The organism is Natrinema halophilum (assembly GCF_013402815.2).
Lineage (GTDB): Archaea > Halobacteriota > Halobacteria > Halobacteriales > Natrialbaceae > Natrinema > Natrinema halophilum.
This window is the reverse complement of record NZ_CP058601.1, coordinates 3,239,604-3,260,893: the sequence shown is the minus strand read 5'-3', so window position 1 is coordinate 3,260,893 and position 21,290 is coordinate 3,239,604. Positions and strand designations below refer to the sequence as shown.

General features: G+C 61.6%; 16 protein-coding genes and 1 tRNA gene. 11 read left to right on the top strand and 6 right to left on the bottom strand.

The window, feature by feature from the left end:
* The first annotated feature begins 525 nt into the window (after positions 1 to 525).
* The 3 genes from HYG82_RS36445 to HYG82_RS36435 are packed head-to-tail and all read left to right on the top strand — an operon-like array spanning position 526 to position 4,085.
* Positions 526 to 2,100, top strand: coding sequence for a class I adenylate-forming enzyme family protein (locus tag HYG82_RS36445; protein WP_179262395.1), 1,575 nt, complete (start codon positions 526 to 528; stop codon positions 2,098 to 2,100).
* Between the two features lie 3 nt (positions 2,101 to 2,103).
* Positions 2,104 to 3,042, top strand: a complete 939-nt coding sequence (locus HYG82_RS36440) for a D-2-hydroxyacid dehydrogenase (RefSeq protein WP_179262393.1) — start codon at positions 2,104 to 2,106, stop codon at positions 3,040 to 3,042.
* A gap of 53 nt (positions 3,043 to 3,095) precedes the next feature.
* Positions 3,096 to 4,085, top strand: coding sequence for a TIGR03617 family F420-dependent LLM class oxidoreductase (locus HYG82_RS36435; protein ID WP_179262392.1), 990 nt, complete (start codon positions 3,096 to 3,098; stop codon positions 4,083 to 4,085).
* On the opposite strand, the gene HYG82_RS36430 is transcribed toward HYG82_RS36435, so the two are convergent.
* Positions 4,058 to 5,056: an MBL fold metallo-hydrolase gene (locus HYG82_RS36430; protein WP_179262390.1), complete on the bottom strand. Its 999-nt coding sequence runs from the start codon at positions 5,054 to 5,056 to the stop codon at positions 4,058 to 4,060. The genes HYG82_RS36435 and HYG82_RS36430 overlap by 28 nt on opposite strands.
* Before the next feature lie 8 nt (positions 5,057 to 5,064).
* A complete protein-coding gene (locus tag HYG82_RS36425; RefSeq protein ID WP_179262388.1) occupies positions 5,065 to 6,261 on the bottom strand; it encodes an acyl-CoA dehydrogenase family protein in 1,197 nt (398 codons plus the stop codon).
* A 193-nt stretch (positions 6,262 to 6,454) separates the two neighbouring features.
* On the opposite strand from HYG82_RS36425, the gene HYG82_RS36420 reads away from it, so the two are divergent.
* On the top strand, positions 6,455 to 7,228 hold the full coding sequence (locus tag HYG82_RS36420) for an IclR family transcriptional regulator (RefSeq protein WP_179262386.1): 774 nt from the start codon (positions 6,455 to 6,457) through the stop codon (positions 7,226 to 7,228).
* 1,477 nt (positions 7,229 to 8,705) lie between these two features.
* Complete coding sequence (locus HYG82_RS36415; RefSeq protein ID WP_179262384.1) at positions 8,706 to 9,467, top strand: SDR family NAD(P)-dependent oxidoreductase; 762 nt, start codon at positions 8,706 to 8,708, stop codon at positions 9,465 to 9,467.
* Between the two features lie 71 nt (positions 9,468 to 9,538).
* On the opposite strand, the gene HYG82_RS36410 is transcribed toward HYG82_RS36415, so the two are convergent.
* Entirely contained in the window at positions 9,539 to 10,510 is a 972-nt protein-coding gene (locus tag HYG82_RS36410) for a succinylglutamate desuccinylase/aspartoacylase family protein (RefSeq protein ID WP_179262382.1), read from the bottom strand.
* Between the two features lie 160 nt (positions 10,511 to 10,670).
* Between HYG82_RS36410 and HYG82_RS36405 the strand changes: the two genes are divergently transcribed.
* The 6 genes from HYG82_RS36405 to HYG82_RS36380 all read left to right on the top strand — a co-directional run bounded on the left by HYG82_RS36405 (position 10,671) and on the right by HYG82_RS36380 (position 18,379).
* Positions 10,671 to 11,189, top strand: coding sequence for a peptidylprolyl isomerase (locus HYG82_RS36405; RefSeq protein ID WP_179262380.1), 519 nt, complete (start codon positions 10,671 to 10,673; stop codon positions 11,187 to 11,189).
* 121 nt (positions 11,190 to 11,310) lie between these two features.
* The gene (locus HYG82_RS36400; RefSeq protein ID WP_179262378.1) at positions 11,311 to 15,498 is read left to right on the top strand and encodes a PAS domain-containing protein; all 4,188 of its coding nucleotides are present in this window, start codon (positions 11,311 to 11,313) and stop codon (positions 15,496 to 15,498) included.
* A 73-nt stretch (positions 15,499 to 15,571) separates the two neighbouring features.
* Positions 15,572 to 16,522, top strand: coding sequence for an oxidoreductase (locus tag HYG82_RS36395; RefSeq protein ID WP_179262376.1), 951 nt, complete (start codon positions 15,572 to 15,574; stop codon positions 16,520 to 16,522).
* Positions 16,523 to 16,784: 262 nt separating this feature from the next.
* Complete coding sequence (locus HYG82_RS36390; RefSeq protein ID WP_179262374.1) at positions 16,785 to 17,543, top strand: hypothetical protein; 759 nt, start codon at positions 16,785 to 16,787, stop codon at positions 17,541 to 17,543.
* Between the two features lie 195 nt (positions 17,544 to 17,738).
* The gene (locus HYG82_RS36385; RefSeq protein ID WP_179262372.1) at positions 17,739 to 18,077 is read left to right on the top strand and encodes a ferredoxin; all 339 of its coding nucleotides are present in this window, start codon (positions 17,739 to 17,741) and stop codon (positions 18,075 to 18,077) included.
* Positions 18,078 to 18,295: 218 nt separating this feature from the next.
* A tRNA-Leu gene (locus HYG82_RS36380) sits at positions 18,296 to 18,379 on the top strand.
* A gap of 337 nt (positions 18,380 to 18,716) precedes the next feature.
* On the opposite strand, the gene HYG82_RS36375 is transcribed toward HYG82_RS36380, so the two are convergent.
* From HYG82_RS36375 to HYG82_RS36365, 3 genes are all read right to left on the bottom strand, one after another.
* Positions 18,717 to 18,890: a hypothetical protein gene (locus HYG82_RS36375; RefSeq protein ID WP_235217721.1), complete on the bottom strand. Its 174-nt coding sequence runs from the start codon at positions 18,888 to 18,890 to the stop codon at positions 18,717 to 18,719.
* Between the two features lie 196 nt (positions 18,891 to 19,086).
* Positions 19,087 to 20,559 (bottom strand): aldehyde dehydrogenase family protein, encoded by a 1,473-nt coding sequence (locus HYG82_RS36370; protein WP_179262370.1) that lies wholly within the window; start codon positions 20,557 to 20,559, stop codon positions 19,087 to 19,089.
* Between the two features lie 103 nt (positions 20,560 to 20,662).
* The gene (locus HYG82_RS36365) at positions 20,663 to 21,094 is read right to left on the bottom strand and encodes a hypothetical protein (RefSeq protein ID WP_179262368.1); all 432 of its coding nucleotides are present in this window, start codon (positions 21,092 to 21,094) and stop codon (positions 20,663 to 20,665) included.
* Positions 21,095 to 21,290: the final 196 nt, after the last annotated feature.

The following is a 21,290-nucleotide window of genomic DNA, read 5'->3' as shown; positions in this document are numbered from 1 at the left end:
GCCGAGGTCACTCTCGGCGACACCTGCCAAAATCGGTTCAGCCACCGGTATCCTTCCGTTCTGCGAATCGTGGCATCGTCTCTCGATATCGCAACCGAACGCAAATAGTTTGTGGTGAACGGTACCTCAGCACATGGTTTTGGTGAAACGATTTGCCCACCGCTTGCACTGGGGCGGCCAACGAGTACCCGCTGGTCGCGAATTCACGACCGAAGTGTGGAGTGACTCTCATCGCTTACTATGTGGAGTGACTCGCATCGCTTACTATGTGGAGTGACTCGCATCGCTTACTATGTGGAGCGACTCTCACCGTCTACCAGAACCTGATGTCCTGAGCAACGTTCGTGAGGAATCGCTCGAGCCGTCGCTCCGACCGAGGAAAACCGCGTAAACGGCTCGAAGATCGGTGGGCAGCGGGAAATCGCGGTCGGCCCGACCTGTCTCTCGCGGATGGATCGGGACGATTCCCGGGGCGCCACCAGGGACGGGAATACTATTTTATATTCATCCATGATATCATGGTGCATGGATTTAGCAAGTGTGAGGGAGGTTGCCAAATCTGGGAACGTCGCACGGCTACACGACGAGACGGTGGGCCACCACGGCGAGACGCAAGCGATCGAGTACCACGGCCAGACGATGACTCACGAGGAACTGCAGGCCGAAAGCTCGCGGGTCGCCGGCGGATTAGCCGACCTCGGGATCGAACCCGGCGACGTCGTGTTACAGTATCTGCCGAACTGTCCGCCATCCCTGATCGGTGCGCTCGGTGCGTTCAAAGCCGGTGCTATCGTCTCGCCGGTCAATCCGCAGTACCGCAAGCGAGAACTCACGTACCAACTCGAGGATACAGACGCAGCGGCCGTCTTTACTCACGTCGCACTGGAACCGTATCTGGAAGCGGCTCTCGCTGAAATAGCGTGGGAGCCGATCGTCGTGTCGGTCGACACCGATTCCGACGACGTTCACGCGTTCTCGGACGTCCGCGGCGACGAAACGTTCGTCGAACGCGACGACGAAGACGTGGCACTGCTGCCGTACACCTCGGGCACGACCGGAAAGCCGAAGGGCGTCGAGCTCACTCACCGCAACTTCCGCGCCCAGACGTTTGCGATCCTCTCCCGAGAGGGCGCGATCGACGACGAAGACGTTCGCAGTCTGGTCTGGCTCCCGCTGTATCACATCACCGGCTTCACCCACACCGCGTGGCAACCGCTGATCCGCGGCGGCAGCGTCTATCTCCGGAGCGCCGCCAACTGGGACGGCGATGACTGCATGGCGCTGATCGAAGAAGAGGATATCACCCACTACGTCGGCGTTACCGCGATGTACGTCGACATGATCAACAGTGAACGCTTCGGCGAGTACGATCTCACGAGCCTCGAGTCAGCCGGCGAAGGAGGTGCGAAGATGTCCGTCGCGGTCCAGGAGGAATTCGAGGAGACCGCAGGCGTCGAGATGAGCGAGGGGTACGGGCTGACGGAGACGAATGGGGCAACCCACTCCCAGAGCGGGTCGACGTTCGGCCTGAAACACGGCACGATCGGCCAGCCGCTCCGGATGACCGAAGCGAAGATCGTCGACGAAACCGGCGAAACGGTCGCCATTGGGGAGGAAGGGGAACTCCTCGTTCGCGGTCCGCAGGTCATGAAAGGCTACCACGACATGCCAGGGGCCACCGATGCGGTCTTTACCGACGACGGCTTCTTCCGGACCGGCGACATCGCTCGCCGGGATGCTGACAACTACTACGAAATCGTCGACCGGAAGAAACACATGATCAACTCCGCCGGGTACAACATCTACCCGAGTGAACTCGAGGAACTACTGGCCGAACACGACGCCGTCGCCGAAGGCGCGGTGATCGGGATCCCCGACGATCGGCGCAACGAAGTGCCGAAGGCCTACGTCGTCACCGCCCCGGGCGTCGAACCGGGGGTCGACGTCACCGCCGACGAAATTCAGGAGTACTTCCTCGAGAACGTCGCCTCCTACAAACACCCGCGCGAGGTCGAGTTCATCGACGAACTCCCGCGGACGACGTCGGGGAAGATCCAGAAGTTCAAACTCGAGGAGCGCGACGAGTCGGAGGCCGCCTGACCCGTGAGAGTTGTCGTCACCCCGCATATCATCGAGGGCGGTGGGCCGAAACTGGTCGCGACGATCCGGAAGCGACGGCCCGACATCGACCTCGAGCACGTCGACGATGCGGACGCGTTGCTCGACGCCGTCGCCGACGCCGACGTGCTCGTCACCCAGCGACTTCCCGACGACGTCCTGGCGGCCGCTGATGATCTCGAATGGGTCCAGGCGCTCAGCGCGGGGGCGGATTTCTACGATTACGAGACGCTTTCCGACCGCAGCGTCGCGCTGACGACCGTCTCCGGAATCCACGCAAAGCCGATCGCCCAGCAGGTCCTCGGCTATCTCCTCTACTTCGAACGGCGTTTCGATCGCGCGATCGTCCAGCAAAACCGACGGGAGTGGGAGCGGTATCTGGCCGGCGAACTCGGGGATCGAACGGTCGGGATCGTGGGCGTCGGCGCGATCGGTTCGAAAGTCGCCGACTACTGCCAGGCGTTCGACGCCCACCTGATCGGGACCAAACGCGATCCGACCGACGCACCTGACTGCGTCGACGAACTGTACGGTCCAGACGGTCTCGAGTCCGTCCTGTCCGAGAGCGAGTACCTCGTGCTCGCCTGTCCACTGACCGACGAGACGCGACGACTGATCGATGCGACCGCGCTGGCACGCCTCCCCGACGAGGCAGTGGTGGTCAACGTCGCCCGTGGCGAGGTAGTCGATCAGACTGCGCTCGTCGATGCGCTCGAGGCCGACGCGCTCGGCGGTGCGGCACTGGACGTCTTCGAAGAGGAACCCCTACCCGAAAAGTCGCCGCTGTGGGACCGCGAGGACGTCCTCGTTACGCCGCATATGGCAGGTAGCACCCCCCACTACTGGGAGCGCTGTGCCGATGTCTTTGGACGCAACTACGACCGTTTTCGTGCGGGCGAAGCCCTCGAGAACCGCGTCCTCTGAGTAATCCCGTCGTCCGTCCATAGATTGAAGGAGTGGCCCATCGATCAGCATGTATGTCAGATCTTCGCATTGACGCGATGGTGCCCGGACTGCCGGCGGACTCCGGTGCGATGGCTGCACGCGCGGAATCGTTCGGGTTCGATGGCGTCTGGACGCCCGAGACGGACAACGATGCGTTCCTCCCGCATCCGGTAATCGCGGATCAAACCGACGACATCCAGCAGGGAACGCGCATCGCGCTCTCGTTTACTCGGAGTCCGATGGCGCTCGCGTACGCGGCCTGGGACCTCGCCCGGTACACGGACGGTCGGTTCGTCCTCGGACTCGGAACGCAAGTCAAGGGACACAACGAGCGCCGATTCAGCGTGGACTGGGACTCCCCCGGGCCGCGCCTTCGCGAAGTAGTCGAGTCGCTGCGCCACATATTCGACGTCTTCCAGGGCGAGACCGACCTCGATTATCAGGGCGATCACTACGCGTTCTCGCTTATGACCGAAACCTTCAATCCGGGACCGAGCGATCATCCGGACGTTCCGATCTACATCGCGGGTGTCAACGAATACAACATCCGGCTTGCGGGCGAACTCTGCGACGGGCTGGCGATGCACGCGTTTAACACTCCGGAGTACACCGACGAGGTCATCGCACCGACCGTTGCAGAGGGAGCCGAGCGCGAGGACCGAGCGCTCGAGGACGTGTCGCTCTCGGCCAGTCCGTTCGTCGTGACGGGCGAAACCGACGAGGAGCGCGAGCAGTCGCGCGCGGAGGTCAAGCGGCGCATCGCGTTCTACGGGAGCACCCGAACGTACCACGACGTCCTCGACCACCACGGCTGGCGGTCGGTCGGCGAAGAATTACACGAGCTCTCGCGGGACCAGCGATGGGACGAAATGACCGACCTGATCACCGACGAGATGGTTGCAGCGTTCGCAATCGAAGCGCCACCTGGCGAACTGCTCGTCCGAGCACGAGAGCTGTACGGGGGAATCGCAGACCGCATCGTGCTCCCGCTCGATCACGGTGAGGCGTTTCTGACCGAATAGTAACGGACGCCGTCGCGATCCTCGAATCGAATCCAGTTTCGGCGCTCGAGCGTGCCGAGCGCACCGAGCGTGTCGAGCAACTGCGCCGGATGGCGCGCCTCACCGGTTCGGTGACGGGTGATTTCTCTCGGCGTCGCGGGGCCGACGGCTTCGACCGCCTCGAGGGTCGCGTCCGTCAGCGACTCGAGTCCAACTCGGGTGTTCGCGATGACACCTTCGTTGTCGTCGAAGATAGGACCGTGACCGGGGTACACCCGATCGACGTCTCGCCCCTCGAGACGGTCCAGCGCGCGGTGGAACGCGTCGACGGCTTCGTAGGCCCCATGATCGAGACCGACGTTGATCGCGCCGGGGCGAAACGGCTCGATAAGCGCGTCGCCGCTGAATAGCAGCTTCCTGCCCCTTCGCTCAATCACCAGGCTCGCGTGGTGGACCTGGTGGCCTGGCGTGTGGATGGCCTCGAACTCGCGACCGGCGACGGTAAACGACTCGCCGTGTTCGAAGGAGACTGCTTCGTTCGGTGCGAGCAGCTTGCGGTTACGACGCAAGGACGACTGAGCGCGTTCGACCTCTCGGTCGATCGCTTCCCCGTGATATCCAGCAGATCGACCGATCTCGCGGACACCGTCGGCGAGGTCGTCTTCGTCGCGATCGAGTTGCTCGAGTACCGGCTGCGGGGCGTACACCGTCGCCCCTGCTTCTCGGAGGAGCGGGACCTGGCCGATGTGATCGCTATGGGGGTGGGTTACGACGACCGCTTCGACATCGCTGAGGTCGTAGTCACTCGCGGCCAGTCCCTCTCGGATCGTCATTTCGGCGCGTTTCTCCGGATCACCGGCGTCGATTACGATCGGGGCTGGGTCCTCTATGATGTACGCCGCGGCGTGTTTCGGCGGCCATTCGATATCGAAATCGAGCCTCGACACCCGCATCGTAGCGGATAACGTCTGCGGTTCCGTCGAGTCCTCCATTGTCGATTTTAAATGAGTTCGCGGGCGATCGTTCGTCGCTGAATTTCGTCGGTCCCCTCGAAGATACGGAAGACGCGGGCCGAACGGTAGTTGCGCTCGATGGGGAGATCCTTCATGAAGCCGGCGCCGCCGTGAACCTGCATGGCGATATCGGCGGCGTCGTTGGCGAGTTGTGCCCCTCGAAGTTTTGCCATCGATTCCTCTTTGCGGGCGCGCTCGCCGTTGTCCATCTTCCAGGCGGCATACCGATAGAGCTGACGAACCTGCTCGAGGTCGGTCGCCAGTTCGGCCAACTGGAACGAAATCCCCTGTCGGTGCCCGATCGGCTTCCCGAACGTCTCCCGACTGCGAGCGTACTCCACCGACATGTCGAGGAGGAACTGGGCAGTTCCGACTGCGCCAGCGGCGATGTTGATCCGACCGCCGCCGATCCAGTCCATCGCGGACTGGAACCCGTGATCGACCTCCCCGAGAACTTGCTCCTCGCCGACGCGGCAGTCGTCGAAATGGAGTTCGGCGTGCGTGCCGGGGGTCATCCCCATCGCGCGGTGAATCGTCCCGACCTCGAAGCCCGGATTGTCGTCCTCTACGAGGAAGCACGTGATCCCGCCGAGGTCCCCATCGTCGCCGCTGGTGCGAGCGAACACCATGGCGAAGTCCGCGTACGGCCCGTTCGTGATATAGACCTTCTGACCGTTGATAACCCACTCGTCGCCGTCCTTCTCGGCGCTTGTGTCCATGTGGTGTGCGTCGCTGCCATGGCCTGGTTCGGTCAGTGCAAAGCAGGTCGTGATCTCGCCGTCCATCAGCGGCCGGAGATATTGCTCTCGTTGGCGCTTGTCGCAGGCGAGCAGGATTAGCGTTGGACCGCCGGCACCGCCGAAAATGGCGCTGTGAAAGCCCGGCGGCCGGTTGGACAGGTGTTCGCCGACGATCGCCCGAGTGAGGATGTCGACGTCGCCGCCGCCGACTTCTTCCGGCATCGTCATCCCGTAAAAACCCGCCTCGACGGACTTTTTGCGGATCTGCTCGACGATGTTTCGGTATTCTGGAACCTGTCGATGCTCGTCGTCGACGATGTTCTTTTCGTAGTCCGCTCCAAGAAACTGATCGTATTCGTTCTCGAGAGGGGCAACTTCCTGATCGATGAAGTCGTCGATTGCTTTCTTGATTTGCACGGCTTCGGACGGTTCGCTGAAGTCCATAGCTTATTTCATATAACGTGTCACTTAAGCGTTGCCGTGGGAATTGTTTTCAAGGAAAAGCCTGATAGCGAATACGGGCAGTACTGGCGAGTCAGCGACTGTATTACTGTTCGCTGATCTCTGCGAATTTTTCGAGAATTAACAGCGTTCAACAGAGCGAAACAATTTTATTTCATGTAAGAGAATTTGAAGTATGGCAACATCGGGAACGAACGGGAGGAAGCGGGTCGAGGCAGTGGTTAAAACGCTCGACGTTCTCGAAGCGTTGTGGCAGGCTGAAGGGGCCGGCGTCACGGAACTGGCCGACCGAACAGATCTCGCAAAGAGTACGGTTCACACCCATCTGATGACGCTCCACTCGAAGGGGTACGTCGTCCAGGACGAGGAGGAATACCGGCTCAGTCTTCGATTTCTCTCCTTCGGTGAGCACGTCAAACACGCTGAGCCGCTATACGAAGCATCGGACGGTCCTATCACCGAACTCTCGGAGGAAACCGGTGAGCGAGTGCTGTGTTCGACACATCAGAACGGGCTCGGGGCGATCATCAACGTCCGCAAAGGGACCCGGTCGTTTACGAGCGACATCGGCATCGGTACGCACACGTATCTCCACAATTCGGCCGGTGGAAAGGCCATGCTTGCTCATTTCTCCAAACAGCGGGTCGACGAGATAATCGAAGACTGGGGACTTCCAGCGTTCACCGAGGAGACGATTACCGATCGAGCGACCCTCCACGACGAACTCGAGGCGATTCGAGACGACGGCGTCGCATACAGTACCGGGGAGTACTTACCCGGCATCAGCGCGATCGGTGTCCCGATACTGGACACGGACGGAACAGTGTACGGGGCAGTTACCGTTGCCGGCCCCGAACACCGACTCGAAAACGAGTGGGAAGAAAATAACCTCCGTAATCAGTTGCTGTCGACAGCGAACACGATCGAAGTGAACATCATGTTCTCGTAGCCGTTCAATCAGTAAGAACGGCGGTCGAACGGCCACAATCGGGACGATCAATCCGTGAATCAGCGAGTCCGTCGCGGCGGCCAGTGCGTGACGACCAGGTGACCGAGGAGAGGCGGCCCCTCACTGACGAGCGGTATGAGTTACAGCCATACGTTTGTAATTGGGAGAGGGCGGCTACCCGGCGACCGATTTCGGACTCGCGTCGAGGGCCACTGGCGCATTCCCGGACTGCAGTCGGAACACAGGTCATACACTCCGCAATCACGGGACGGCTATATGACACAGGTAGTGAACCGCCTCGGGGCTTGACCCCGAGGCACTCGGCCTGCTCCGCCTGTAGAAACGAGGATAGAACGGATTGCATCGGCAGGGAACTCTATAGTAGTCGTTGAACAGAGATACCCCTCCCTCACATTGCTGCGGCCAGCGACTGCTCGCTGGCCGCGAATTCGCGAGCAGGGTGTGCAATGACCGTCAACGACTACTATAGCTGGAAGAAGAGAAACAAAGACAACGACTCGTCCGATCGATTCGTCTGCCCGTAGCCGGCTTTTCGTTCGGGGTAGCAAGACGAAAGCAGCACGAATTCGGATCGAAAACGGCACGATGCGTGGCTCACCCGACTGAACAAGCGGGACGACCCGACGGTTGTCGGCGATCCGTTGGAGACGTGCTAACAGTCGACGGTGAGAACGACCAGGTGACGGAAACGGTAGTCACTACAGTATCGGGTCGAACGGCTGGTAACCCGCGGCCACCGAGTTCGGGAGCGCACCACTCCGAAGACGACGTTACGGGACGCACCGGGATACCGGTGGTTCGAATCCGATAACCGGTCGGATCGGCGCGTTGATAGCGGCCACGGGAGATCTATCAACTGCAACATGGTGTTTTTACATATAACTACTAAACCAAACATGTATTATATTCTATATCTTTGGGGAGATTTCAATTACCCACATATTTCCCTTGTTGATTTCAACAATAATCCTCCAGAGGCCCTCTAGACGGTAAATATGGGTCAGAGGACGAGTTTCTGTCTTCGCGTCCCGTTTCACCGACAGATGCTTCGAGCAAGGGGACAGTTTGCTGCCCTCCAGGCATGCCGAACGTACAGCGCCGTCTTCCTGTGGGAGAACCGATCTCAGCAGTAACCGGCGACTGAGATGCCGAAGTAGCGCCCACTCACCCCAATAGTAACAGTACTATTATGTTTAGCCATAATTGTAAGTTTTCTAGAAAAATTTGGCGTACCCGTTACTCCGATATCGTACGTTCAGCGGAAACGGATCGATCCGTCGACGCTCGAGCAGGGGAAATGGAGAGGGTAATGGTGACGACCAGTGCGAAAAACGGAGGGGCTCAGAGAGGGGGAGTTTACCAGTGGTCGATCATAGCGGTCGTATCGGAAACAACGTCGATAATTGGCCGTCGAGTGATGAACGAATTTATGGGGTTGTTGTCCGATAGTGGACGTATGCGACTCGAACGGAAGACGGTAGTTATCACGGGTGCAGCCTCGGGAATCGGGCAAGCGACAGCCGAACGCTGCGCCGAGGAGGGTGCACGGGTCATCGTTACCGATGTCGACACCGAGGGCGGTCGTGCAGTCGCTGAGACCATTGAAGATGCCGGAGGAGAAGCCGAGTTTCACGAACTCGACGTTACTGACAGCGATCAGTGCCACGCAGTCGTCGATGCCGTCGCCGACGATTATGGTCTGGACGTGATGGTCAACAACGCCGGCACCGGTCATCCGGGCGGTAGTTTGGAGGAACTGGACGACGAAATCCGTGACTTCGTCATCGACATCAACATCAAAGGAGTCTGGAACGGCTGTCACGCGGCGCTGCCACACATGAAAGAGCAAGAAAGCGGCGCGATAGTCAACGTCGGCTCGCTGGCGAGTATTCTCGGACTCCCCAAGCAAGCGGCCTACTCGACGAGCAAAGCCGCGGTATTGAACATGACCCGAACCATCGCCGCCGAAGCGGGACCATACGGTATCCGCGCAAACGCCATCTGTCCCGGCTTTACCGACACGCAGATGCTCGAGGGGTATCTCGAACAACAGGACGATCCTGACGCGGCCCGCGAACGGATGGCAGCGCAATACCCGCTCAAGCGATTCGGCGAACCCGAGGAAATCGCGGACGCGATTCTATTCCTCGCAAGCGACGAGTCGTCGTTCGTCAGCGGCCATGGACTGGTCGTCGACGGCGGGTTCTCGACCAACTGAACCGGACTCGGCGTCTCCTCGATGACTTCCTACTCTGTATCACGCTCGCGAGCGTGGTGCCCGAGGGTCCGTTATTCATCGCGAATCAGTGCGACACTCGCGAGCTGGTCACCAGCGGTTACCGTCGCCTCTTGCGTGAGCGCATAGATGATTCCATCTCGATCCGCCGATGCCTCGTCCAACGGCTCGTAGCGCGTCGGGTGGTAAACCGTTCCAATCGCCGTCCCTTCCGGGACGAACTCGCCGACCTCGATCGAGGGGTTCGGCCGGAAAAGCCCGGACTCGCCGGCTGTGACCTGTCCGAGATGGTTTCGGGCGATGTGCTGATCACGGTCGGGAACGTCTCCGGGGAGGACATCGATGTACCGGCAAACGTCGATTAGCCCCTCGACGCCCTCCTTGACGACCGTCTCGAGGATCTGTTTGTTGTAGGCGAGTTCGGGCGTGATCGACGGGATTCCCTCGTCAGCGGCGGCGACGCGGAGTTTGCCCGCGAAGCCACGGCGGTGCCACTCGTCGGGGGCGTCCTCGTCGGCCTGTTCGGACAGCAAGAGGTCGGTTCCGAAGGCTTCGGCAAGTGATCGGGACCGCTCGTCGCCCTCGCGGTAGACGACGTGCGGAAGCATATTCGGACTGCCCGTGTGGAGGTCGACGATAGCGTCGGCCCCCGTGACGTACTCCCAGAGGCGAGCGGCCATGCGCTGGTGAAGACTACCGTCGCAATCACCCGGCCAGATACGGTTCATGTTCGGGTTGACGCTGTCGAGTTGTTCCGGTGTCGTGTAGGACACGCGGTCGAACGTCAGCGGGTTTGCGACGGGAACGGCGATTACGGTTCCCGACAGCGACTCGAGCGACAGGCGCTCGTGGAACCGTCGAAGCACCTCGGTGCCGTTTATTTCGCGGCCGTGCTGGGCCGCCTGCACGTACAGTGTCGGCCCCGGCTCGTCGCCACGATAGGTGTGGACGGTCGTCGTCAGTTCCACGCCCGACGGTAACCGCGCAAGTGTTACCTGTTCCCCCGTGTGCGTGCCGTCGCTCATGATCTAACGTTTCACGTCCGTCGGTATGTAGCTGCGGCCGGCCGTTACTTTCGACGCTCGAACCGGTCACGGCGACCGCATTCCGGGTGAATTAGTGCAAACGCCTGCCGTCACGACTCGAGACCACTATCGTTTTCAGTCGCCCCGTCGACGCCGACGTATGGGAGACGTTACTGCTACCCTGCATACGACCGAGGGCGACATCGAAGTCGAACTCTACGACGACCGCGCACCGCGAACCGTCGATAACTTCGTCGGACTCGCAACCGGCGGGAAGACCTGGACCGATCCAGAGTCGGGCGAAGAAGTCGAGGGCGAACCCCTGTACGATGACGTCGCCTTCCACCGGGTCATCGAGGGCTTCATGATTCAGGGCGGCGACCCGACCGAAACCGGACGAGGCGGCCCAGGCTACCAGTTCGACGACGAGTTCCACGATGAACTCCGTCACGACGACGAGGGGGTCCTGAGCATGGCCAACTCCGGCCCCGACACCAACGGTTCGCAGTTCTTCATCACGCTCGACGCCCAACCCCATCTCGACGATCGACATTCCGTCTTCGGACAGGTCGTCGACGGGATGGACGTCGTCCGCGAAATCGGAAGCGTCGACACCGACGCCAACGACCGGCCGCGAGAGGACGTCGTCCTCGAGTCAGTTTCAGTCGACTACGAGTAACCAGTCGGCCGTCGCCCCGAGTCGCCGGGGCCATTATTCTACGTTATGAACGGCAGACGAGTCGTGCCGAAAGGATACTGAACCAAGACGTTTTACACCCGCGCAACTGTGTTCGGGTAGAATGGGACCGCCTTCATCCACTGACGCGAACTGCCAAATGCGACTCCGCCAACAGGAGGTGGTGATGGAACTCTACCAGCAGGCGATGAAGACGGACGACGTCGACCGACTTCGACGCGATGCAGTCAGCGCCGTCGCGGAAACGATTGAGGCCGAGTACTGTGCCATACTCGAGTTATTACCCGGCGATGACGAAAGCGTTCTGACGGCGGGAATCGGGTGGGATGAGGAGATCGTCGGCACGACGGTGCCGATGAAAGACGACTCGCAGATTGGACAGACGGTCTCGGCCGCTGGGGCAGTCGTCGTCGACAACCGACGAGACGACGGTCGGTTCGCTGACTCGACGTTGCTCGCCGACAGTAACGTTCGCAGCGGAATCAACGTCCGTATCGGACCGACGGACGAACCACAGGGGGTTCTGGGAGTATATTCGACCGAGAAACGGGCGTTTGCCGAGTCGAGCGTCGAATTCGTCGAACGCGTCGCGGAACTCCTCGCGTCTGCCATCGAGACGAAGCCGAATCAGGGCGAACTCAAGGAAGTGTACGGACGCATTTCTGATGCGTTCTTCGCCCTCGACGAAGACTGGAAATTTACCTATCTCAACGAACGCGCACACGAACTGATCAACCCCGACGATCGATCGCTGCTCGGGAACAGTATCTGGGAGGAGTTCCCCGAGGGGCCGACCCGCGCATTCAAATCGAAGTACGAACGCGCGATGCGCGAGCAAGAGACCGTCGAATTCGAGGAGTATTACCCGGAACCGCTCGACGCCTGGTTCGAAATACGAACCTATCCGTCGGAAACGGGGCTTTCAATCTACTTCCGCGACGTCACCGAACGCAAGGGACGTGAACGCGAACTCGAGTTGTTTCGGACGCTCCTCGACCAGTCGACCGATAGCGTGCTGGTCATCGATCCGGACACCGGCCGGTATCTGGACGTCAATGAAACCGCCTGTCAGCGCCGCGGCTATTCACGAGACGAGTTACTGGACCTGACGGTCCCAGATATCGACGTCGAAATCGACGATCGGACGGCGTGGCAATCGTTCGTCGACGACCTGCAAACGAGTGGGTCGGTTACGTTCGATAGTCATCATCGGCGGCACGACGGGACGACGTATCCGGTCGAAGTCAACGCCACACACATCGAACACGACAGGGAATACGTCCTCGCGGTCGCCCGGGACGTGACCGAACGCCGAGAGCGAGAACGTGACCTCCGGCGGACCGAGCGTCGATTCGAAGCGATTTTCGAGGACCCGAACATCCTCGTCGGCCTCCTCGAGCCCGACGGAACGGTCATCGATATCAACCGGACCGCGATGGAGTACATCGACGCTGATCTGTCGGCGGTGACCGGCGAACTGTTCTGGGAGACGCCCTGGTGGGGAGCGGGGAGGGAAATTCAGGCCGACGTCAAAGAATGGGTCGAACGAGCCGCAAGCGGTGAGTACGTCAACTTCGAGGCGGAACTCACGCGACCGGGCGGACAACGGTACGTCCTGAACGGCGTTTTCAGACCCGTTACGAACGACGACGGCGACGTCGTTTCGATCATCGTCTCGGACAGCGATATCACCGAGCGTGTCGAGCGCGAGCGAGAACTGGAGGAGTCGGAACGGCGCTACCGGACGCTCATCGAACAGTTTCCGAACGGGGCCGTCACCCTGGTCGACGAGGAGATGCGATACCAGGCTGTCGGCGGAAGCCCCCTGAGCAGAGCGGGTGCGACGAGCGACGAGCTCGAGGGGAAACCGGTTCGAGAAGCCCTTCCACCGGCGTTGGCTGACAAACTCGTTCCCCACTACGAAGCCGCGCTGGACGGCGAAGGAACCGAGTTCGAGCTCTCGTCCGGCGACCACGTCTTCGACGCGCGCATCGTGCCGGTCCGCGACGACGACGGCACGGTGTTTGCCGCGCTCGGACTGTCCCAGGAGATCACCGAGCGCCGCGAATACGAGCGCCAGCTCGAGCAATCAGAGCAGCGCTATCGAACCCTCGTGGAGTACTTCCCCAACGGGCTGGTTACGCTGTTCGACCACGACCTCGAGTACACGCTGGCCGCGGGTCAGGGCTTCGCCCAGATTCCCGTCGATCCCGACGATCTCGAGGGCCGGAAGTTCCACGACGTCTGGCCCGAGGAGACCGTCGACGCACTCCAGCCGGCGTTCCAAGCCGCTCTCGCGGGCAGAGAACGGGCGGTCGAACTCGAGTACGCCGACCGTGAATGGGTACTACACGCGGTCCCGATCACCGACGAGCGCGGCGAGGTCTTCGCCGGAATGACGATGGCACAGGACATCACCGAGCAGAAGAGACGGGAACGCTACCTGCACGACGCCAAGTCGCAACTGGAAGCGGCGACAGAAGCCGGTGCGGTTGGGACCTGGGAGTGGGACGTTCAAGCCGACCAGATGGTCGTCGGTCCGTCGTTCGCCCGGACGTTCGGGGTCGATCCGGATGCGGCTCGTGAGGGCGTGTCGCTCGACCGATTCATCGAAGCGATCCACGAGGACGATCGCGAACGGGTCGTCGACGAAATCACGGATGCCGTCGAAACCTGCGACGAGTACGAAACGGAGTATCGCGTCCGAAACGTCGACGGCGAGATCCGATGGGTCTTCTCCCGCGGACACGTCGAATGCGACGACGAGGGCAACCCGACGACCTTCCCCGGCGCGCTCACAGACATCACTGAGCGCAAGCGGGCTGAACTCGAGCGCAAGCGTAACCAGGAGCAACTCGAGACGCTGTTCGAGGTCCTCCCGGTCGGCGTCGTGGTCGCCGACGCCGACGGCGAACTCGTCGAGGCCAACGACGCCGCACGAGAAATCTGGGGCGGAGACGTGTTCGACGCTGGCTCCATCACCGAATACGAAAAATACTCGATATGGTGGGCGGATTCGGGCGAGCTCGTCGAACCCGAAGAAACGACGATGAGTCGAGTCCTCGACGGTGAAAAGGTTCGGGAGCCGGATATCTTCGAAATCGAAGCCGTCGACGGGGAGCGTCGAATTATCAGGGTCGAGGGGATGCCGGTACGCGAGACAGCGGGCGACGTCACTCGCGGCGTCATTACGATCACGGACATCACCAAACGCCGCGAGTATCAGCAGAAACTCGCCGAAAGCGAACACCGCTATCGGACGCTCGTCGAGAACTTCCCCGAGGGATCGGTGGGGCTATTCGACGAGGACCTGACGTATACGGCCGTGGGCGGACAGCTCCTCGAAGAGATCGGCATCGATGCGAAAGACCGCGTCGGGAACAAGGTCGACGACATCCATCCCGATCCGCTGGTCGACAAATACGAGCCACACTTTCGGGCGGCGCTCGAGGGGGAGCACCACTCGTTCGAACTCGAACTGTACGACCGGCACCTGTACGCCAATACGCTACCCGTCAAAAACGCCAACGGCGATATCTTCGCCGGCATGGTCGTCGTCCAGGACGTCACCGAGCGCCGGGAGTACCAGCGAAAGCTCGAGGAATCGAACGAGCGCTTAGAGCAGTTCGCCTACGCCGCCTCCCACGACCTGCAGGAACCGCTGCGGATGGTCACGAGCTACCTGCAACTGCTCGAGAACCGGTACGAAGACGCCTTCGATGAGGACGGCCAGGAGTTCCTCGAATTCGCCGTCGACGGGGCCGAGCGGATGCGCGAGATGATCGACGCCCTGCTCGAATACTCGCGGATCGAAACGCGGGGCGATCCGTTCGAGCCGACCGATCTGGGCGAGATTCTCGACGACGTCATCGCGGACCTGCAGCTGCAAATCGAGGAGACCGATGCGGAAATTACGGCCGAAGATCTCCCCCAGGTCGAGGGCGATACCAGTCAGCTGCGTCAGGTGTTGCAGAACCTCCTCGGCAACGCGATAACCTACAGCGGCGACGGAGCGCCGCGAGTCCACATCGAGGCCGAACGGCGTGGCAGAGACTGGGTTATCTCAGTCTGCGACGAAGGGATCGGCATCGACCCCGAGGATCAGGAACGAGTGTTCACCATCTTCGATCGACTCCACAGTCGCGAGGAGTACGACGGAATGGGGATCGGCCTGGCCCTGTGCGAGCGGATCGTCGAGCGCCACGGCGGCGACATCTGGGTCGAATCCGAGCGCGGCGAGGGCGCAACCTTCTCGTTTTCCCTTCCCGCCTCAGACGACCACGAACGATGATGGACGCCCGCGGAACCAACTCGAACGCCGCGTACAGGGCGGTCATTTAGGAGTCGGCCGACGTAGGGCCCGTATGGGATGGACAGCCGCCGATATACCTGATCAGCACGGGCAAACGATCGTCGTCACCGGCGCGAACAGCGGGATCGGTTTCGAGGCGACCCGCGACCTCGCACGCAACGGCGCCACGGTGATCATGGCGTGCCGGAGTCTCGACCGCGGCGAGGACGCGGCACGGACCATCCGCGAAAACGGTTCCGACGTCGACCTCCGCGTCGAAGCGTGTGATCTGGGGTCCCTCGAGTCGATCCGAACGTTCGCGGGCCGGCTGGGGGACGAACCCGTCGACGTCCTGATCAACAACGCGGGAGTAATGGCGATCCCACGCTCGGAGACCGAGGACGGCTTCGAAACCCAGTTCGGCGTCAACCACCTCGGCCACTTCGCACTGACGGGGTTACTGCTCGACAATTTGGCCCTCGACGAGGACCCCGACTCTCGGATCGTCACCGTTTCGAGCGGCGTCCACGAGCGCGGTGAGATCGACTTCGACGACCTCCAGCACGAGCAGTCCTACGACAAGTGGGACGCCTACGCGCAGTCGAAACTGGCGAACGTCCTCTTCGCGTACGAACTCGAGCGACGGTTGCTCACGGCGAACGCGAATGCAAAGAGCATCGCCGTCCACCCGGGCTACGCCGACACGCGACTGCAGTACCGCGGCCCGGAGCAAAGCGGCAGCCGCCTCCGGAAAGCCGGGATGTGGATCTTGAACACCGTTCTCGCACAATCGGCCGAGAAAGGCGCGCTCCCGACGCTCTACGCCGCAACCGATCCGGACGCCGAGGGCGGCGCGTACTACGGCCCCGGCGGCTTCCAGAACATGCGCGGGACTCCCGAGCGGCAGGCTTCGTCGGATCGCTCCTACGACGAGGAGACGGCCCAGCGATTGTGGGCCGTCTCGAGCGAGTTGACGGGCGTCACGTACGACCTCCCGGAGCCGGAGGTCGAAATGCAGGCCTAACTGGCCCGCGACGACCGTCGTTCGTCGCGTCGCGATTTCAGTCCGGTGGCCACGTGTAAGCACCGGCGTATCACCGGCAACGCTGTCGACGAGCGATGGTCGAGTTCGGATTCGGGTCGGAACGATCGACATGGCGGCCGCGGTGACCGCTACAGCGGCGGCCGTACCCGCTCGCTGCCCTTTCGGCCGTCAACTAGCAACTCCTATACCCGATCGGGCGGATACCATCCATCCACACGCTGTACCGAGGTCGACCCCATCGATGAGCCATTCCACGTTTCGACCGACCCATACGGTCGTCTTCGGCGCGATCGACAGAGGGAGCGAGCGCGCAGCCACAGCTGACGCGATCACGGGGGCCGCCGCCCACGCGGGCCGCGTCTGTCTGCGGATCGACTGCGACTGCTTCGTCGAGGAATATCCGGACCGTATCGATCGATTGCGAACCACCTGCGATCGCGTCACATCGGCTGACGCGAACTACGACGATTATTGCACGCGCGAAGTGAACGAGACACCCGTCGTCCACGATATTCTCACCGTCGAAAGCTGGCATCTGTACGCGTGCGTCCAGCACGTCCGTCTCGATCGTGACGGAGAGACCGTCCTCCTGTATAACGCCGATCACCGACAGTTCGATATCGACGGCGATGCCGTGCCGGGGGCGCTGACCGAAATCGAGACCGCGTTCGACGGCGTCGCCGCCGGCGTCCTTCCGAAGCGTCCCCTCTGCGAGTGGGTGGTCGACGGCACACGCTACGTGCTGTCTCCACCGAGTCTTTGCGTCGGAAGCGCGTGTTTCGGGCTCGAGAATCTCCGAAACGTCACGATCGATCCCGGGACGATGACGATATCTCTCGAGTGGGCGTCGTCGCGGCCGTCGAACGCGATTCTCGCCGCGATCACCGGCTTGGTCGAGAGGATCGGTCCTGATCGCCCGACGAAGATCGAGTTCAACTCTCGGGAAACGTTCGAAGCAGCCGAGGATGGGTTCGAAACAATCCTCGCCGCGATCGGATAGTATTCGCACGGCGCATGGAGTGGTGTTCTCATCCGCGAACACCACGGACGACGCGGCGGTCGCTCGGTTGTCGAATTCATCGCGGACGTAAACGGGCGTCCGGTTACCACCGAGACCGCTCAATCGAGGCCGGATTCGGTTCCGTCGTTCGCGCCAACCGTAAGGCGAAAGACCGGTCGGCCGAAGTATAACGCAATGAGCGACGACGGCATTCAGCGTGCCAGCGACGTCGGCTCGGCCGACGCCCCGCCGGTCGAAGAAAAGCCCTACAAGATAATTTTCGAGGCGAACAAGTGCTTCGGCGCGGGCAAGTGCGCCGAAGTCAGCGACAACTGGGAGATGTCCATCGTCTCGGGCATAGCCCAGCCCACGGAGTATTTCTTCGACGAGGACGACCTCGAGCACAACGTTCGCGCCGCCGAAGTCTGCCCGGCAAAGAAAGACGACGGCTGCATCCACGTCATCGACCGGCGGACCGACGAGGAAATCGCGCCCGATCCGAACGGCGACGGGACGCTGAGCGTCGACTGGTAGCACTGCCGACGGACGCGATCCGGAGCTGTGATGGCGGGCACAAACGAGACGAATCGACAGCCGTTGCTGGGACGGCGCTTTTCCATCAGCGGTCTGGAGTTTTAGACGGTAACAGCCCCGATTAGGGGTTCTCAAACCGAACGCCCACTGCATTCTCCGTGACGCGGACATCGAAACGCACATTCCAACCCGGCGACAACCATCGAGTGCGCTTCTGTGCGAGGGTAGCCAAGCAGGCCAACGGCGGTGGGCTTAAGACCCGCTCCCGTAGGGGTCCTTGGGTTCGAATCCCAACCCTCGCATATCGACGCGGTCGATTCGTGAGTGGCGACTGGGGTAGTCGTGATTTGTAGCACGTCAGCCGCAGCGTCAGAATAGCGTGAGGGGGAGCGTCTGAAGGTGGTTCGAATCGGACGACCGTCACATCGCTGTCGAACGTATTCCACGAGCGACGGCGAACGAAACGTCGGCGTCCTGTTCGGCGCGAGGGTCCGCGATTGACGTGAACAGATACTCGGCGGCGGTGAACTGGATCGGGACTCGTCCCCGAGACACTCGGCTTACCCCGCCTGTAGAGAGCGACTCGTCAGTACCACTTTCTGGCTTCGTCGCTCGAGACGACCACCGCAGACTGGCTTCTTACTGCATGTCTTCGACCGATCGGACGGTATCCGACATGATCCATGCCGTGTCACTATCCGGATCCTCGAGACAGATCGCGAAAAACGAGTCACGTCCATCGTCGACAGTAATACGGTACCCACGACTTGTTAGCGTTCGACCCTCGTCGGAGACGGATTCAGGGGAGTTCACATTTGCCCTCAGAGACAACAGCGGATAACGAACACGATTTGGAACGACCACGGCGCGACCCACGATCACGGCGCAACCGACGACTACGACGCGACGCAAAAACACGGCTAACACGAGAACGGGCAGACATCGAGTAACGGAAGCGACGTTCGTTTCTCGTTGCTGTTTTCTCCGTCGACTCCTCGCGAGTAGCCCCTCAGAACGGATACTCGCGCGGCTCGTGTTGAATCGAGATCCACTTCGTCGTCGTCACTTCCTCGAGGATCTGCTCGCCGTTGTAGCGGCCGATCCCGGACTGTTTCATCCCGCCGAACGGAACGTGGGGTTCGTCGTTGACCGGCTGATCGTTGATGTGGATCATTCCCGTCTCGATCCCGTCTGCGACCCGGCGAGCCTGCTCCATATCCTCACTGTGGACCGATCCCGAGAGCCCGTGGATCGTGTCGTTGGCGAGTTCGATCGCCTCCTCGTCGCTCGCGTAGGAGATCACGGGTGCGAGAGGGCCGAAGTGCTCGTTGCAGGCCGCGGCCATGTCGTTGTCGACGTTCGAGAGGACCGTCGGTTCCACGACGAGGCCGTCGTGTTCGCCGCCAGACTCGAGCGTCGCTCCCGCGTCGACTGTCCGCTCGACGTACTCTATGATCTGGTCGCGCTGGCTCTCGTCGATGATGGGGCCGACAACCGTGTCGTCTTCGGTCGGATCGCCGGTCGGCAACGACGCGGCCCGATCGGCGAGCGCGTCGACGTAGTCGTCGTACAGCGATTCGTGGACGAGGTGACGATTGGTCGAGATGCAGATCTGGCCCTGATGGAGAAACGAGCCGAAAACGCCGCCGTCGACGGCCTGCTCGAGGGCTGCGTTCTCTGTCACGACGTGGACGTTGTTCCCGCCGAGCTCGAGGGCGGGGAGCGCAGCAGTACCGGCTGCCTGCTCGCCGACGCGCTCGCCGATCTCGGTCGAGCCGGTAAATGCGAGGACGCTCGGGATTTCGTGACCGGCGATCGCGTCGCCGATTTCGGAGCCGCGACCGGGAACCACGTTGATAATCCCCGCCGGAACGCCGGCTGCCTCGAAAATTCGCGCGAGTAGCAAGCCGCCCGTAATGGGGGTGTTCGAAGCTGGTTTGAGGACGACGGCGTTGCCCGCTGCGATCGCCGGTGCGACCGCCCGCATCGAGAGATGAAGCGGGAAGTTCCACGGTGAAATAACGCCGACGACGCCAACGGGTATCCGTTCGGCGATGTTCTCTTTCCCCGGCGTGATCGAGTCCGCGTGCTGACCATCCATCCGAAACGGGTAGCTGGCCGCCTGCTGCATCATCCCGCGGGCGGTCTCCAGTTCAGCCTCGCACTTGACCTGCGTGCTGCCGGCCTCGAGCGCGAGCAACTCGGCGATTTCTTCGCGGTGATCGCCGAGGAACTCGAGAGCGGCGTTGATCACACCAGCTCGCGCTTGCGGCGGCTGGTCGGCCCACGCCGCCTGGGCCTCGGCGGCGATCTCGTAGGCTCGGTCGACGTCGTCTTCGGTACCCGCCGGGACGGTCGTGATCTCCGTGCGCGTGTACGGGTTCTCGACGGGGATCCCGTCTCTCTCGCCGCTATCGATCCAGTCACCGGCGATGTACAGCGAATTCCAGCCGTCATCGGGCGCCAGAGGCAGGTCGGTCATACGAGACGGTATCCTTCGAGTCGGCAAAAGGAGCACACTCGCAGGTGCAACGAGCCTCGAATCGGGATCGAACGCGCGTCGACCTCGGACTGGCTCCGCGGTCTCAGGAGAGGCGTCTCGGAAGCAACACTGCGAGCGGGAAGTATATCGCGACTGCGATCACGAGCGCCACGAGGATGCCGAGGAGAAGATTCTCGGAGACGAACCGCCACCCGAATAGCGCGATGCCCGCCGGCGGGAGCGCGAGTCCGGCGGCCGCTCGGTGGAAGCCGCGGAGGCGAGTCCCGACGTTCGTCGGTTCGAGGTCGTCGACATCGCGTTCGTCGTCGTCCGTGATCACTGCGGGGAGAAACAGGAACGTTCCGAGACCGACCACGAGACCAACGAACGCGCCGAACGACGGGTTGTCGAACAGCTCGAGGCTAACGTATGCGAACACCGGAACGTCCACGATACCGGCACCGAGCGCGATCAGTCGTGGCGACACTCCCCCTTCGTCGAGAGAATCCGACTGTGCGTCGCGTGAGTCGTTCATCGTATTCCGACCGATTCGCCACAGACATATTATAGTTCTCTGTCTCTCTGTCCGCTGTTGACGCTCACGGCGGATCAATACGCTCACTCGACCGAAAACGCGCCGTCGTCTTCGCAAGCTCGAACGGGCTCGGTCGCGGTCGAGGCGACACGCTCGGACAGGCGATTCGTCCGACAAACCGGAAACACCACCGTCG